14 protein-coding genes, 1 riboswitch and 1 other annotated feature are annotated in these 15,103 nt (G+C 32.1%); all 14 genes read right to left on the reverse strand.

Annotated features, from left to right (window positions below; translation table 11 throughout):
* Window positions 1-108: 108 nt before the first annotated feature.
* Window positions 109-1,371, reverse strand: coding sequence for an ATP-dependent Clp protease ATP-binding subunit ClpX (gene clpX / locus NR218_RS02750; RefSeq protein WP_265848378.1), 1,263 nt, complete (start codon window positions 1,369-1,371; stop codon window positions 109-111).
* A 157-nt stretch (window positions 1,372-1,528) separates the two neighbouring features.
* Window positions 1,529-2,833, reverse strand: a complete 1,305-nt coding sequence (gene tig, locus NR218_RS02755; protein ID WP_011275548.1) for a trigger factor — start codon at window positions 2,831-2,833, stop codon at window positions 1,529-1,531.
* Window positions 2,834-2,991: 158 nt separating this feature from the next.
* A complete protein-coding gene (locus tag NR218_RS02760) occupies window positions 2,992-3,915 on the reverse strand; it encodes a hypothetical protein (RefSeq protein ID WP_011275547.1) in 924 nt (307 codons plus the stop codon).
* A 12-nt stretch (window positions 3,916-3,927) separates the two neighbouring features.
* A complete protein-coding gene (locus NR218_RS02765) occupies window positions 3,928-4,536 on the reverse strand; it encodes an NUDIX domain-containing protein (RefSeq protein ID WP_011275546.1) in 609 nt (202 codons plus the stop codon).
* 150 nt (window positions 4,537-4,686) lie between these two features.
* Window positions 4,687-5,043, reverse strand: a complete 357-nt coding sequence (gene rplT, locus NR218_RS02770) for a 50S ribosomal protein L20 (RefSeq protein ID WP_011275545.1) — start codon at window positions 5,041-5,043, stop codon at window positions 4,687-4,689.
* A gap of 54 nt (window positions 5,044-5,097) precedes the next feature.
* Window positions 5,098-5,298, reverse strand: coding sequence for a 50S ribosomal protein L35 (gene rpmI / locus NR218_RS02775; protein WP_002448990.1), 201 nt, complete (start codon window positions 5,296-5,298; stop codon window positions 5,098-5,100).
* Window positions 5,299-5,325: 27 nt separating this feature from the next.
* A complete protein-coding gene (gene infC, locus NR218_RS02780; protein ID WP_237450731.1) occupies window positions 5,326-5,853 on the reverse strand; it encodes a translation initiation factor IF-3 in 528 nt (175 codons plus the stop codon).
* Between the two features lie 22 nt (window positions 5,854-5,875).
* Window positions 5,876-6,003, reverse strand: a sequence feature (ribosomal protein L20 leader region).
* A 63-nt stretch (window positions 6,004-6,066) separates the two neighbouring features.
* The gene (locus NR218_RS02785; protein ID WP_011275543.1) at window positions 6,067-7,560 is read right to left on the reverse strand and encodes an amino acid permease; all 1,494 of its coding nucleotides are present in this window, start codon (window positions 7,558-7,560) and stop codon (window positions 6,067-6,069) included.
* A 159-nt stretch (window positions 7,561-7,719) separates the two neighbouring features.
* Window positions 7,720-7,895, reverse strand: a riboswitch (Lysine riboswitch).
* Window positions 7,896-7,944: 49 nt separating this feature from the next.
* Entirely contained in the window at window positions 7,945-9,882 is a 1,938-nt protein-coding gene (thrS, locus tag NR218_RS02790; protein ID WP_011275541.1) for a threonine--tRNA ligase, read from the reverse strand.
* A gap of 321 nt (window positions 9,883-10,203) precedes the next feature.
* A complete protein-coding gene (gene dnaI / locus NR218_RS02795) occupies window positions 10,204-11,124 on the reverse strand; it encodes a primosomal protein DnaI (protein WP_011275540.1) in 921 nt (306 codons plus the stop codon).
* Window positions 11,125-12,510, reverse strand: a complete 1,386-nt coding sequence (locus NR218_RS02800; protein WP_011275539.1) for a replication initiation and membrane attachment family protein — start codon at window positions 12,508-12,510, stop codon at window positions 11,125-11,127.
* Entirely contained in the window at window positions 12,511-12,981 is a 471-nt protein-coding gene (gene nrdR / locus NR218_RS02805; protein WP_011275538.1) for a transcriptional regulator NrdR, read from the reverse strand. It abuts the gene before it with no gap.
* A gap of 255 nt (window positions 12,982-13,236) precedes the next feature.
* Window positions 13,237-14,262 carry a type I glyceraldehyde-3-phosphate dehydrogenase gene (gap, locus tag NR218_RS02810; protein ID WP_011275537.1) on the reverse strand — a complete coding sequence of 342 codons (1,026 nt, stop codon included), beginning with the start codon at window positions 14,260-14,262 and terminating at the stop codon, window positions 13,237-13,239.
* Window positions 14,263-14,482: 220 nt separating this feature from the next.
* Entirely contained in the window at window positions 14,483-15,091 is a 609-nt protein-coding gene (coaE, locus tag NR218_RS02815) for a dephospho-CoA kinase (protein ID WP_011275535.1), read from the reverse strand.
* Window positions 15,092-15,103: the final 12 nt, after the last annotated feature.

The raw sequence follows: 15,103 nt of genomic DNA on the forward strand, positions 1-15,103 counted from the left end.
CAGAATTCAAATAGAATTCGATGTTCCACTCCAACTTTAATTGTTTATAAAATCTTAAAATTATTTCAACTGTTCGGCGCAATCTTTACAAAGCGTACTCAAACTTAATTATGCTGATGTTTTACTATCATTCAATAAGTTACCTTCAGAATCGTATAATTCTGGGTCAACTTCATCATTAATTGTTTTATCAGTAATAACAACTTTAGTTACGTCTTCTGATGAAGGAACATCATACATAATATCGATTAATGCTTCTTCAATGATAGAACGTAATCCACGTGCTCCTGTTTTACGCTCAATAGCTTTCTCACTTACCGCAGCTAATGCTTCTTCGGTAAATTCTAACTCAACATTATCAAGTTCTAACATTTTAGTATATTGTTTTACTAAAGCGTTCTTAGGTTGCGTTAAAATGTTTTTAAGCGCTTCTACATCTAATGTTTCTAAGTTAGCAACTATTGGCACACGACCAATAAACTCAGGTATTAAACCATATGATTGTAAGTCTTCTGGGCGAATTTGTTCTAACAATGCTTCTTCATCGTATTTATCCGCTTCATTACTTGCAAATCCAATCACTTTTTCTCCTAAGCGACGTTTAATTACTTCATCGATGCCATCAAACGCACCACCTAGAATGAATAAGATATTTGTTGTATCAATTTGTATTAATTCTTGGTTTGGATGTTTACGTCCACCTTGTGGAGGCACACTTGCAGTCGTTCCCTCCAAAATTTTAAGTAAGGCTTGTTGAACACCTTCACCAGATACATCACGTGTAATTGATGTGTTTTCAGATTTTCTAGCAATCTTATCAATTTCATCAACATAGATAATACCTTTTTCAGCTTTATCAATATCGAAGTCAGCTGCTTGAATTAATCGTAATAAAATATTTTCTACATCGTCACCAACGTAACCTGCTTCAGTTAAACTTGTAGCATCTGCAATAGCAAATGGAACGTTTAAAGTTTTAGCTAATGTTTGTGCTAATAGTGTTTTACCGCTACCAGTTGGTCCTATTAACGCAATATTACTTTTTTGTAACTCAACTTCATATTCATTAGGTCCTAATTGTTGGATACGTTTATAGTGATTATATACTGCAACTGCTAAAGATTTTTTAGCTTTTTCTTGACCAATAACATATTCATTTAAATGATCCATAATTTCTTTCGGTGTAGGCAGTTCAGTAAATTCTTCAGAAGTCGTTTGAGCTAACTCTTCTTCTACAATTTCTGAACATAGTTCGATACACTCATTACAGATATATACGCCACTTCCTGCGACTAATTTCTTAACTTGGTCTTGGTCCTTACCACAGAAAGAACATTTTAAATTTTCTTCATCTTCATTGAATTTAAACATTCATTTACACCTCTATTCTTAAACGACTATACTAGATAGCATTCTACAATGCAAATTCATGGTTAACAACTAAAATGCTTAAAACATAGAGTAGCAGGTTACATATATTGATGCACCTGCTACTTTAAATTTTAATTATTAATTTAACAATGAATTATTATTTATCTTCTTTAGTAGATTCAACGTATTTAGCATTGTCTCTAAGTAAGTCAATTACTTTTTGGATACGTACATCATTTTTAATAATGTCAGTATTACCTAAAGTATTTTTAATATCTTCAACTGAGATATTAAATTGTTTACTCATTTTTTCTAATTCTTTATCGATATCTTCATCATTTGCTTCAATATTTTCTTTATCGGCAATAGCTGAAAGTGTTAAGTTTGTTTTAATGCGTTGTTCTGCATCATCTTTCATTTGTTCTCTTAATTGAGATTCATCTTGACCTGAAATTTGGAAGTAAGTTTGTAAATCTAATCCTTGTTGTTGGATTCTTTGACCAAATTCTTGAACCATACGATCTAATTCAGTGTCAATCATTGCTTGAGGAATATCGATTGTAGCATTATCAGTTGCTTTATTAATTGCTTCTTCTTTTTCAACATTTTCAGCTTCCTCAGCTTTTTGTTCTGATAAACGTTTGCGTAAGTTTTCTTTGTACTCATCAACACTGTTAGCATCTGAATCTAATTCATTTGCAATTTCATCATCTAATTCAGGTACTTCTTTATATTTAATTTCATTTACTTTAGTTTTGAAAGTAGCTTTTTTGCCAGCTAATTCTTCAGCATGATATTCTTCAGGGAAAGTTACAACTACATCTTTTTCTTCACCTGTTTTAACGCCTACCAATTGATCTTCAAATCCAGGAATAAATGAGCCTGAGCCAATTTCAAGATCATAACCATCTGCTTGTCCACCTTCAAATTGCTCGCCATCAACATAGCCATCAAAGTCAATGTTTACTGTATCTCCATTTTCAACAGCACCATCTTCTTTAACTACCATATCAGCTAGGTGTCCTAGGCTGTGGTCAATTGCTTCTTGTAAATCTTCATCAGTTAATTCTGAATCTTGTTTTTCTATTTCTAAACCTTTGTAATCACCTAATTGAACTTCAGGTTCAACAGTTACAGTAGCTTCAAATTCAAAATCTTTACCTTTTTCAATTTGTGTAACATTAATTTCTGGTTGAGCTACTGGATTGATTCCAGTTTCATCAATAGCTTCACCATATGCTTCAGGTAATAGAATATCTACTGCATCTTGATATAATGCTTCTACACCGAAACGTTGTTCAAAGATAGGACGAGGCACTTTACCTTTACGGAAACCAGGCACGTTAATTTGTTTAACTACTTTTTTAAATGCTTGATCTAATGCTTTGTCTACTTTTTCTGCTGGAACTGTAACTTTTAATAATCCTTCGTTACCTTCCTTTTTTTCCCAAGTTGCTGTCATGTATAAATACCTCCATGATTACATTTTTATTTTTTCAACTTCCCTATTATAGCACACGTCCTATACGGACACAAACAGTCTTTTATAGGGCTTAAAACACTTTTAAAATTCAATAATCTAACTTTAACGAATTAATTTAACAATATAAAATAATTTGCTCAAATTTGACCATCAAGACTATTAATAAAATTTAATATTTTTAAACTATCTTCATTAGTTTGTATACCAATCATTGATTTAAAGTAAACATCATAACCAGTAATCCAATCATCACAAGTGTATAAATCGAATACATTAAGTGGATATAGTAATATAGCATGATTATTCATGGTATGTATTGCTTCATCAATGATATTGAGTGCTCCATTTTCTAGCTTATCAATTACTCGAGGAATTACTTGAGTTTTAAGTTCAGTATGTTCCAAACCATTAAGCTCATTAGGAATAACGTTAACTGAATAATTCATCTTGTTAATATTAATTGGTGTATTGTAGCCAGCAAATCTTAAAAATTCTAACATTAAACTTTTTAAATTGTCTGCCTCAACCTCATTAGATAATAAAAAGGCTATAGTTTCTTTAAATTCATAATGCCCATTATCAATTAATTTAAGAACTAATTGTATTTGTTCATTCAAATTGAGTGTATTAAATTTAGCCAATGATTGACTTGTGATATGTTTATCTTCATTGAGTTGAGATTGAGCATATTCCTTTAATGGAAATAACGCCATTCTTGTTTTATGACTTTGAACTTCGTCTATAATTTGATTGATAACATTTACAGACTCATAATACTGACCTAAGCCATTTAACGCCTTGATATAATATAACATTAACTCATCATACGCTTGAATGCCTCTTTTTAAAAGTACAATAGCTTCTTCTCTTAACTCCAAAAACGAATTCAAATGATATAACATATCACATTTAATTAAGGCTAATGTCTCATCTAGTTCAAATTGTGCTTCATAATCTTCAATTAATTGATATACTGTTTCGTAATGTTGACTGTTATGAGATGATTTAATATCTTTATACAATTTTTGTTGTAGTTTTGGAAAAGGGATGATGTCTGACATGTTGTATCCCTCCTATAAATCTTTTAAAATTAATGCACTCCATGTTTCAAATTCATCATAATTATCAATACGCTCTTTTTCTAACCATTGAATTTTTAATGTATCTGTTTCACGTACTTCAATATCATTTGAGTTAACTTTAATTTTAAAAACTACACCTATATGTACTTTACCCACATCGTTTGTATCATCATTTATAAAACCTATATATTCCAAATTCTGAGAATTAGATTCTAATAAACCGACTTCTTCTTCTAGCTCTCTTTGAGCATTTACCCTTAAAACTTCATTTACAGAATTTGCGCCAATCACATCATTCATGTGTCCACCTACACCGATAGAAGATTGACCATGTAAACGTGACTCTCCACCACCACTTAATCTTTTGTATACTAATATTTCATTTTTCTCATTTTCTAAAAGACAATATGATATTAATTGTTTATATGAAGGATCTTCTTCCATATCTCCACGTCTTTTAACTTCATAATTAGAAAAAGTATTAAATATCGCTTCACCTTGTGGATCATTTTTAGTTAAAAAGCCGTTAAAAGCATTTGACTCTTGTTCAAAAAGGATATCTCTTGGTACAACTATAATTTGCTCATCATATTTAGACATAGTGTTCTCCTTACAATAATTTCTTAATTAGCATTTTATCAAACTCGATCACCAAAGAACAAATAAAGGTGCATTAACGATTTATAATTTCAATTCTTAATTATTTGAAAACAAAAAAAGATGACTTCAAAGTCATCTTTTATAAATCAATTATTTTAAAGCTTCTTTAGCTTTTGAAACTAACTCTGCGAAAGCTTTTTCATCTGAAATAGCAACTTCAGAAAGCATTTTACGGTTAATATTGATGTCAGCTTTTTTCAAGCCGTTCATTAATCTTGAATAGCTCATGTCATGTTGACGTGCAGCTGCGTTAATACGTGTAATCCATAATTTACGGAAATCACGTTTACGTTGACGACGGTCACGGAAAGCGTATTGACCTGATTTCATTACTTGTTGTTTTGCTACTTTATATAATGTGTGTTTAGCACCGAAGTAACCTTTAGCTAATTTAATCGTTTTTTTACGACGTGCTCTTGTTACTGTTCCACCTTTAACTCGTGGCATATTAAATTCCTCCTTAGATATAACAATTAATTATCGTACATTTATCAATTACAATTATTTTTTATAAGCTAATAATTGTTTTACTCGTTTCATATCGCTTTTAGAAACTAATTTAGCTTTACGTAATTTACGTTTTTGTTTAGTGTTTTTATTTGCAAATAAGTGTGATGTGAAAGCTCTTGAACGTTTTAATTGACCTGAACCAGTTCTTTTAACACGTTTAGCTGCTCCACGGTGAGTTTTCATTTTTGGCATGATTCATTTCCTCCTAATAATAGTGAATTATTTTTCGTTAATAGGCGCTAACATGATAAACATTTGACGCCCTTCCATTTTAGGTTTCTGTTCAACAGTGGCAATATCTTTACATTCGTCAGCGAATTTTTCTAATACGCGCTGACCAATTTCCTTATGAGTGATTGCACGACCTCTGAAACGAATAGAAACTTTACATTTATCGCCTTTAGATAAGAATTTACGACCATTTTTCAACTTAGTTTGGAAATCATGTTCCTCAATAGTTGGACTTAGGCGTATTTCTTTAACATTGATAACTTTTTGTTTCTTTTTCATTTCTTTTTCTTTTTTCTGCTGTTCGAATTTGTATTTACCATAATCCATAATTCTTGCAACAGGTGGTTTAGCATTTGGTGCTACAACTACTAAATCTAATTCAACATGTTCAGCCATTTCTATTGCTTCTCGTTTTGATTTAACACCAATTTGGTCACCATTTTGGCCAATTAAACGTAATTCTTTAGCGCGAATCTTTTCGTTAACTTGCGTTTGATCTTTTGCTATGGTTGACACCTCCCAAAATTTTACGAAATTTTCCAAGCAAAAAGAGCGAGCATAGAATGCCCGCTCTTCTCTCATACACATATAATGTGTGACATGATTAACCTGCCAACTGCTTGATGCGTCGCTACAGGTGAGAAACGGGTGTTTCTACTTGGTACGTTTCGTATTCAACGTTAATTATCATATCAGTGTATATCATATAAGTCAACAATTATTTTAATATTAGTGATGTTTTACTTCATCCATTGAAACATCTTGTCTTAAATCTACTTTATCTAATGGAATTATCTTCGTTTTATATCTCAATTTATGATAAATAAAGAATACTAAGAAAACTGGGATTCCCATATATGTGATAATGAAGCGATTTAAATCGAAATGACCTGTTTTAATAAAATCAACATCTTGCCCGATTATGACAATCACACAGAGCAAGCCTGCGAATATAGGACCGAATGGGAACCATTTAGCTTTATACTTCAACTCCCTTTTACTATGATGTTGTTTTTCGAAAGCTCTTCTAAATCTGTAGTGACTAATTGCAATACCTACCCATGCGATAAAGCCTGTCATACCACTTGCAGCAACAATATATTCATATGCGTCACCACTTAGTTTTTGCACTAAGAAAATAATAACAACTAAAATCGCTGTCGCAAATAAAGATAAGTATGGCACACCATATTTATTCGTTTTACCAAATGAATGGAAAGCTAATTTATCTTTACTCATAGAATATAACATTCGTGTTGATGCATACATACCTGAATTACCTGCTGATAAAACTGATGTTAAAATAACTGCATTCATAAATGATGCCGCAAAAGCTAACCCAGCATTTTTAAACACGAGTGTAAATGGAGAAGTAGCAATATTATCATCGCCACCCATCAATGCATTACTATCGTAAGGGATTAACATACCTATAACAAATATTGCTAATATGTAGAATAATAATATTCTCCAGAATACTTGTTTAATAGCTTTAGGTACAGCGCGTTCTGGATTTTCAGATTCTCCAGCTGTAATACCAATTAACTCTGTACCTTGGAATGAGAATCCAGCAACTAGGAAGACGCCTAGAATTGATAATAAACTTCCACCTAAGTTACCACCTAGAATTGGTCCGTCACCTTTCGTAAATGTCTCGAAACCTACAAATTCTCCACCCATAATACCTAGTATCGTTAAAAGACCAATAATGATAAAGATAATGACTGTTACAACTTTGATTAAAGCGAACCAATATTCACTTTCACCATAAACTCTAACAGATAAAGAGTTTAGTGCGAATATAATAACTAAGAATATACAACTCCAAACCCATGCTGGAATACCAGCCATAGGTGTCCAATATTGAATGACTTGTGCAGCAATGGTTACATCTGCTGCAACTGTAATAACCCAGTTAAACCAATAGTTCCAACCTAGCGCAAATCCTAAAGATGGATCTACAAAACGTGTTGCGTAAGTACTAAATGAACCAGGCACTGGTAAATACGTTGCCATTTCACCTAAAGATGTCATGAGGAAGAATACCATAGCTCCAATAATCGCATATGCAATTAAAGCACCTAATGCCCCTGCATCGTGTATTGCTCCCCCAGAGGTCATAAATAATCCGGTACCGATACAACCACCCATTGCTATCATAGAAATATGGCGGTCCTTCAGTCCTCTTTTGATTCCATCATCTTGATTTTCGACTTTTTTCATAGAAGCTCCCTTTCTTACAGTAGAGGCTAACTAAAATAGTTTTGTTGTGTTATGCGATGATTATGAACGCATTCAAATTATACTTCCAAATAGTTTATAATTCTTTAAAGCATAAAAAAATGGTTGCATACCTTTAGATATGCAACCATCTGCTTAATCTATGTCGGTAGCACATCACAAATTGTGACAGTACAGTTTCTATTCGATAACTGTCCCAACAAATGATAATTAAGGGTATCATTCATTTCGGCATCTTTACCTTCCACACTTTCAACATACGTTCCTTAATAACTTCTGAAGTGTTACTAATTAAAGACGCAACCTCTAACTCTTTTTTTAATTAACTATATAGTAATATACATTAAGCTATCATTTTTATCAATACTATCTATGTTTTTTCAAACGAATTTCATCTACTAAATTCCAAATAAATTCATCTTTTTCAACTGTTTCTTGATCTTGAGAGCCGTATTTACGTACATTGACTTGATTGTTTTCAACTTCTTTATCACCAACAACTATTTGATAAGGTATTTTTTGCATTTGTGCTTCACGAATTTTGTACCCCATTTTTTCATTACGGTCATCAATTTCTACACGTACACCTTGTGATTTTAATTCATCTTGTAAATTTCTAGCATAGTCATAATGTAAGTCAACATTAACAGGTATTATTTCAACTTGTTTAGGTGCTAACCAAGTTGGGAATGCACCCTTAGTTTCTTCAGTTAAGAACGCTACAAATCGTTCCATAGTTGAAACTACGCCACGATGAATAACTACTGGACGATGATTTTCACCATCGCTACCGATGTATGTTAGTTCAAAACGTTCTGGCAATAAGAAATCAATTTGAGCAGTTGATAAAGTTTCTTCTTTACCCATAGCAGTCTTAACTTGAACATCTAGTTTTGGACCATAGAATGCCGCTTCACCAATTGCTTCAACATATGGTAATCCCATTTCATCGACTGCTTCTTTTAACATAGTTTCAGCTTTGTTCCACATTTCATCATCATCCATATACTTCTCTTTATCTTCTGGATCTCTGTAACTTAATCTGAATGTGTAATCTTCAAAGCCAAAGTCACTATATACTTCTTGAATCATGTTAACAACACGTTTAAATTCATCTTTAATTTGATCAGGTCTAACAAATATGTGTGAATCGTTTAATGTCATTCCACGTACACGTTGTAATCCTGATACAGCACCACTAGCTTCATATCTGTGCATAGTTCCTAATTCTGCAATACGGATAGGTAGTTCACGATAAGAATGAGGACGATTATTATAGACCATCATATGATGTGGACAATTCATAGGTCGTAATACCATTTCTTCTGTTTCATCTAATTTCATTGGTGGGAACATATCATCTCTATAATGATCCCAGTGTCCAGAAGTTTTGTATAACTCAACATTTGCTAACACTGGAGTATATACGTGGTCATAACCCATACTTACCTCTTTATCAACTATATAACGTTCAATTTCTCTACGAATTGTAGCACCATTAGGCAACCATAATGGAAGACCTGCACCTACTAATTGATTATTAGTGAATAGCTCTAAATCTTTACCAATTCGACGGTGATCACGCTCACGACGCTCTTCAAGCATCTCTAAATGTGCTTTCAAATCTTTTTTATCAAAGAATGCTGTACCATAAATACGCTGTAACATTTTGTTATTGCTGTCACCACGCCAATATGCACCGGCAGTTGAAAGTAATTTAAATTCTTTGATTTTTGAAGTTGAAGGAACGTGTACACCACGACATAAATCAGTAAATTCACCTTGCGAATACAAAGTAACACTTTCATCTTCAGGTATAGCGTCTATTAATTCCAATTTATAAGGATCATCTTTGAAGAATGATTTAGCTTCTTCTCTTGATACAACTTTACGTTCAATTTTATGATTTTCATCAACAATTTGTTTCATCGTTTTTTCAATTTTTTCAAAGTCATCTGACGAAACCTTTTCATCCATATCAAAATCATAATAGAATCCACCGTCTATAACAGGGCCAACTCCAAACTTAACATCCCCATATAAACGTTTTAAAGCTTGGGCCATTAAATGGGCAGTAGAATGACGTAAAACTTCAAGCGCTTCATCACTACCTGGAGTCACAATTTCAATTGAACCGTCTTCTTCTAACGGTCTAGTTAAATCGACCATTTGATTTTTAAATTTACCAGCAACCGCTTTTTTTCTTAATCCAGGGCTAATTGATTGTGCAATTTCTTCAGTTGTAATGCCTTTATCGAACGCTTTCGAATTTCCATCTGGGAATTGAACATTTATTTGATCCATTAGAAAACCTCCATAATTAAATTCTAATTTCAATTAAATTCTAATTTCGTTGAAATAAAAAACTCGCCCCCTAAAAAAAGGGACGAGTTCGTCGTGGTACCACCCTAGTTATTTAGCAATAGCTAAATATCTCTACTTAAGATAACGGTCTTGAGCCGGGCATTGATTACCAACACCTAATGATGAAGGAGTAATAATTTAATTTATTAGCTAATCTCTCATCATACATTAGCTCGCTGTATAACATGGATTAAATTATCATATCTTCAACTATTTCAACGATTAAGATTTATCTTAATTATACAATAGTTATTTTAAATTTCAATTGTTTCTTAAATTTTTACCATCCAAATAATATGGCGTTGATAAAGATTTAATTCTTTCAATAATTCTAGCGGCTTTTGTTTCTTCCGCACCTTCACGTGTGATAGATAAATGATGTTCTAGCTCTTCAAAATTTAAATTCGATGAGAAAAACGTTGGTAGTTCTTGAACCATGCGATAGTGTAATAATGGTCCAATTACTTCATCTCTAACCCAAGGTGTTACTTCTTCCGCACCTATATCATCTATCATTAATATATTTGCCTCTCTTATTCGTTGTAACTTTGTTTCATAACTCCCATCTCTGAAACCACTTTTGAGTGTGCGAATATATTCAGGTAAATAAACAATCGTAGAAGCAACACTTTTAGCTTTAAGTTGATTGGCAATTGCACCTAGAATAAATGATTTCCCTGTTCCAAATGGGCCGTGAATATACATTCCTTTTACATTTTCTCCATTAACTAATTGTTTACAGATATCATTTACATTTTTAGCAATAACTAATCGGTTCAAATCAGTGTCATAAATATCTTTCATCTTAGCGTTTAATGTATCACGTTGCATATGGTGTGATGTGATTAAGTGAGAATTAAATCTTTCTTCATCGTGTTTAATTTTGCAAGGGCACATGTTATAACGTATTTTAATTCTATTATTGTCGATATATAATTCAGGAACATGACCCTTAACAAAGTTCGGACAATTTTCATAATCATGCCCATCATAATTTTTTTGTTGATCTTTATACTCTTGCAACACATTTAAGTCATTATCAATGATTTCATTGGTCAATTCAGATTGATGTTCATTTAAAAATGATTTAACATCAGGATCGTTAACGACTTGTTTTTTAATTTTAGCAATTCTTTTTTCTAAATCGCCATTTGATTTGATAATACTATTGAATGATTTCATTTAATCCTCCTCCCAATCGCGTTTTAGTTGTTCACGAAACGCAGCTCTTTCCTTTTCAAACTGTTCTTGTTCTTCTTTAGTCGTTTCTTTATCAGTTTTTTCTTGACCTCTATTTTTTAACCATTTAGGTGTTTTTTCTCTAGATACAATCTCACGTGATTTTGAATAACGCTTTCTTGATTGACGTTGGTCATTACCTTTATATTCTGATTTTGATTCATTTGCTTTTAACGCATAGTTATATGCTTCTTTTGCAGTCTTAATACCTAATTTTTTCCAATTAGATGCGATTTCTAAAATATATGTTTTAGGTAGTTTCATCTCATTTTTTAGCATTACAAATTGTAAAAGAATATTAATTACACCAAAGCTTAATTTTTCTCTTTCGACTAACTCTTCAATCATTTTCTTTTGTTGAAATGTTGGTTCTGATTCTGACCATGACGCCAACATATCTACTGGACTTGTTTCCTCTAACAATTGAAACCAATCATCATTGGAAGTTGGTTGACTTGAAGACACAGATTGATTGTTACTATTCACTTCATTATGATTACTTGCCTTAGGCTCTAATTCAGGTAATTGTTGATTATGTTCAATTAAATAATACGAACGTGCATGCTTTCTCATTTCTTCGTATGATAATTGTTGATTACTTGTAATAGAATTCAATATAATTCGTTTCATAGCATCTTCTGTTAAACCATACAATGTAGCCAATTGAACAATTAAATCTCTAGCTTCTTTAGTTATAATTTCATCGCTAATAAAATGATGACGTAGCATTTCTTTTAAAATCTCAAAATCAAATGATACATTGGATAAATCAATACCATGATATGGTTTTTCTTTTTTAATTGATGAAGCATCAATAGTAACGCTTGAGTGTGGAATTTTAAAAACATCAGTAAACTTGCGAGTTACTTGTTGAAACCCACTTAAATCAAAATCATGCTTTTTAAAATAATTTTTTAAGCTTTTAAAACGTTGTTTATCGACTTGGTTATATAGATAAATTGATAACATAGGATCATTAAAAAATTGATAGGCAGTTGGTGGTTGTATCAATTCGTAAATAAAAAATGATTGTCGTTCATCATGCTTTACATATGTTTTAAATAAACCGATTGCTTCCAATAAATCCATATACTGTCTAAATTCTGATAAATTCATTTTCAATTCATTCATTATTGTGTAATGCGTTAATGTGTCATCACTATTCACGAATTGGTTCATAAAGTGATATGTACCTATCGCTTGCGCGCCAATTAATGGCATATACAATCTATTAAGTATTTCCAAATGATTATGATTAAATTGGAACTGACGATACACTTTAAAACCGTCATGTGGACTCAAACCATACTCATACGATTGTAAACTCATTTATAGATCACTCCGTTTATTATCGTTCAAGATACCTTGCATTGATGCTAACAATTGATCAACATCTTTAAACTCTTTATAAACTGAAGCAAATCTCACATAAGAAACTTGATCGACATGCATCAACAGGTTCATAACATGTTCACCAATATCTCGCGAAGATATTTCAGTTTGTCCGCTATCACGTAGCTGCCATTCAACTTTATTAGTAATATCTTCTAATTGTTGATAACGTACTGGTCTCTTTTCACAAGATCTAACAAGACCATTTAAAATTTTCTCTCTTAAAAATTGTTCTCGAGTTCCATCTTTTTTTACGACAATTAATGGACTTACTTCTATATGTTCGAACGTCGTAAATCGAGTACCACAATTTTCGCATTCTCTTCTTCTTCTAATTGCATTTGCATCATCCGCATGTCTAGAATCAACTACACGCGAATGTGTTGAACTACATTTTGGGCATTTCATATCTTTCACCCTCTTGAATAGATTATGATTCATTATACTATAAAAGCATTCTTGACAAAAGAAGTCTAATTCTCATTTAAATTAAACTAAAACAAAAGTATCTTAATAAAAATCTAGTTTTATGCATAATATATTTCTTTAATGACAAGAATGCGTGAAAGTTTTAATACAAAATCACATAAAAATAAAATACGAGACTATCAAATCTTAGTCAAAAGATTTAACAGTCTCGTTTTAATTTATAGTGATATCTTATTATTTAGCCGTTGCAACATTTTCAGAGCCAATTAATTTAGCAATTTGTTGAGCAACTTCAACTACTCTATTTGAGTAACCCCACTCATTATCATACCATGCAATCACTTTTACTTTATTATCATCCATCACAATTGTGTTTTGAGCGTCAATAACTGCTGAATTAGGATTTGTATTGAAGTCCATTGATACTAGTGGCTCGTCTTCTACATCGAGAATACCATCTAGTCCAGCATTTCTGAATGCGTCATTGACTTGTTCAGCTGTAACATCTTCTTTTAAATCTACAACTAAGTCTACAAGTGACACGTTTTTAGTTGGCACACGTAAAGCTAAGCCATGCAATTTACCTTCTAATTCTGGAAGTACTTCTTTTAAAGCTTTAGCTGCGCCAGTTGAAGTTGGAATAATACTTTCATTACATGAACGTGCACGACGTAAATCTTTATGCGGATTATCAATATTATTTTGATCGTTAGTAATCGCATGTACTGTTGTCATAAGACCGTTAACGATGCCAAATTTATCATTAAGCACTTTTGCTACCGGACCAATACAGTTAGTTGTACAAGATGCATTACTAAAAATGTCATATGTATCTACATCTAATTGGTTATCATTTACCCCTTTAACCACCATTTGTACATGGCCACCCTTAGAAGGACCAGTTAGTAATACTTTTTTAGCACCTGCATTAATATGGCCAATTGCTTTATCGCCATGGTTAAATTTACCTGTAGCTTCAATTACAATATCAATGTCTAAGTCTTTCCAAGGTAAATTTTCAGGGTTACGGTCAGAAACAAGTTTAATATCTTGTCCATCGACACGGATACCGTTCTCAATTGGTTCAACTTTTTTATCAAATCTACCATGAGTAGTATCGTAATTTATTAGATGCGCAATTGTTTCAGGTGGATAGCTTGCGTTAATCGCTACAACGTTTAAATCTTCTTTATGTAATGCGATTCTTAACACCATTCTACCTATTCTACCCATACCATTAATTGCAATATTTGTTGACATTTAAAGCACCCCTTGATTGTTTGTTTATATGTTATACTTTATAAAAATAGTGTAACATAATAATTTAAATTTGAAAGCGTTTTCCATTAATTTTAAAAAATTTTTTAATCGACAATATTTGGTTAACAAAAAAAGCTCTAATAGACTTATCTATGTAAAATTTAACATTTACATCATTCATCTATTAGAGCCGAAGCATAAATAATTGCTTAAGCAAATTTTATCTTTCTTTGTTAATAAAACCTTTATCAGTCAATAGCTGTTCTAAGTTTTGTTTCAGTTCCAACTTATCTCCTAAGTTATCTATAACATGGTCTGCCATTCTACTCTTTTTATCTATTGATATTTGACTATAAACGCGCGCTTTCGCATCCTCTAGTGACAATTGATTTCGCTCCATCAACCTCTCAATTTGAATACTTTCAGACGTGTATACTAACCATACTTCATCAACTGTATTTTGTAATTCATTTTCAAAAAGAAGTGGAATATCCATAATGACATCATAACCTTGATTAAGATATGATTGCTTTTCTTCTTCCATTATCTCTCTAACTATAGGATGCACAATATCATTTAACTCTAAACGTTTCTCTGGGTGATTAAAAACAATTTCACCTACATATTTGCGATCCATTTCACCTTCCTCAGTGATAGCACTATCACCAAAAGCTGCTCTAACTTGTTCTAAACCTTTAGTTCCTTTTGCAACAGCTTTTCTTGCAGCTATATCAGCATCTACAACTTTAAAACCAAATGCTGTTAATAACTCAGAAACCGTTGACTTTCCAGTGGCAATACCACCTGTTAATCCAATAACTTTTGGCATAAATATTCACTC

It is taken from the genome of Staphylococcus sp. SUC_1.2 (genome assembly GCF_026222585.1).

What these genes read in the sequence shown, in the direction of transcription:
- clpX (WP_265848378.1), bottom strand. Translation starts at nt 1,371, where the DNA reads ATGTTTAAATTCAATGAAGATGAAGAAAATTTAAAATGTTCTTTCTGT.
- tig (WP_011275548.1), bottom strand. Translation starts at nt 2,833, where the DNA reads ATGACAGCAACTTGGGAAAAAAAGGAAGGTAACGAAGGATTATTAAAA.
- NR218_RS02760 (WP_011275547.1), bottom strand. Translation starts at nt 3,915, where the DNA reads ATGTCAGACATCATCCCTTTTCCAAAACTACAACAAAAATTGTATAAA.
- NR218_RS02765 (WP_011275546.1), bottom strand. Translation starts at nt 4,536, where the DNA reads ATGTCTAAATATGATGAGCAAATTATAGTTGTACCAAGAGATATCCTT.
- rplT (WP_011275545.1), bottom strand. Translation starts at nt 5,043, where the DNA reads ATGCCACGAGTTAAAGGTGGAACAGTAACAAGAGCACGTCGTAAAAAA.
- rpmI (WP_002448990.1), bottom strand. Translation starts at nt 5,298, where the DNA reads ATGCCAAAAATGAAAACTCACCGTGGAGCAGCTAAACGTGTTAAAAGA.
- NR218_RS02785 (WP_011275543.1), bottom strand. Translation starts at nt 7,560, where the DNA reads ATGAAAAAAGTCGAAAATCAAGATGATGGAATCAAAAGAGGACTGAAG.
- thrS (WP_011275541.1), bottom strand. Translation starts at nt 9,882, where the DNA reads ATGGATCAAATAAATGTTCAATTCCCAGATGGAAATTCGAAAGCGTTC.
- dnaI (WP_011275540.1), bottom strand. Translation starts at nt 11,124, where the DNA reads ATGAAATCATTCAATAGTATTATCAAATCAAATGGCGATTTAGAAAAA.
- NR218_RS02800 (WP_011275539.1), bottom strand. Translation starts at nt 12,510, where the DNA reads ATGAGTTTACAATCGTATGAGTATGGTTTGAGTCCACATGACGGTTTT.
- nrdR (WP_011275538.1), bottom strand. Translation starts at nt 12,981, where the DNA reads ATGAAATGCCCAAAATGTAGTTCAACACATTCGCGTGTAGTTGATTCT.
- gap (WP_011275537.1), bottom strand. Translation starts at nt 14,262, where the DNA reads ATGTCAACAAATATTGCAATTAATGGTATGGGTAGAATAGGTAGAATG.
- coaE (WP_011275535.1), bottom strand. Translation starts at nt 15,091, where the DNA reads ATGCCAAAAGTTATTGGATTAACAGGTGGTATTGCCACTGGAAAGTCA.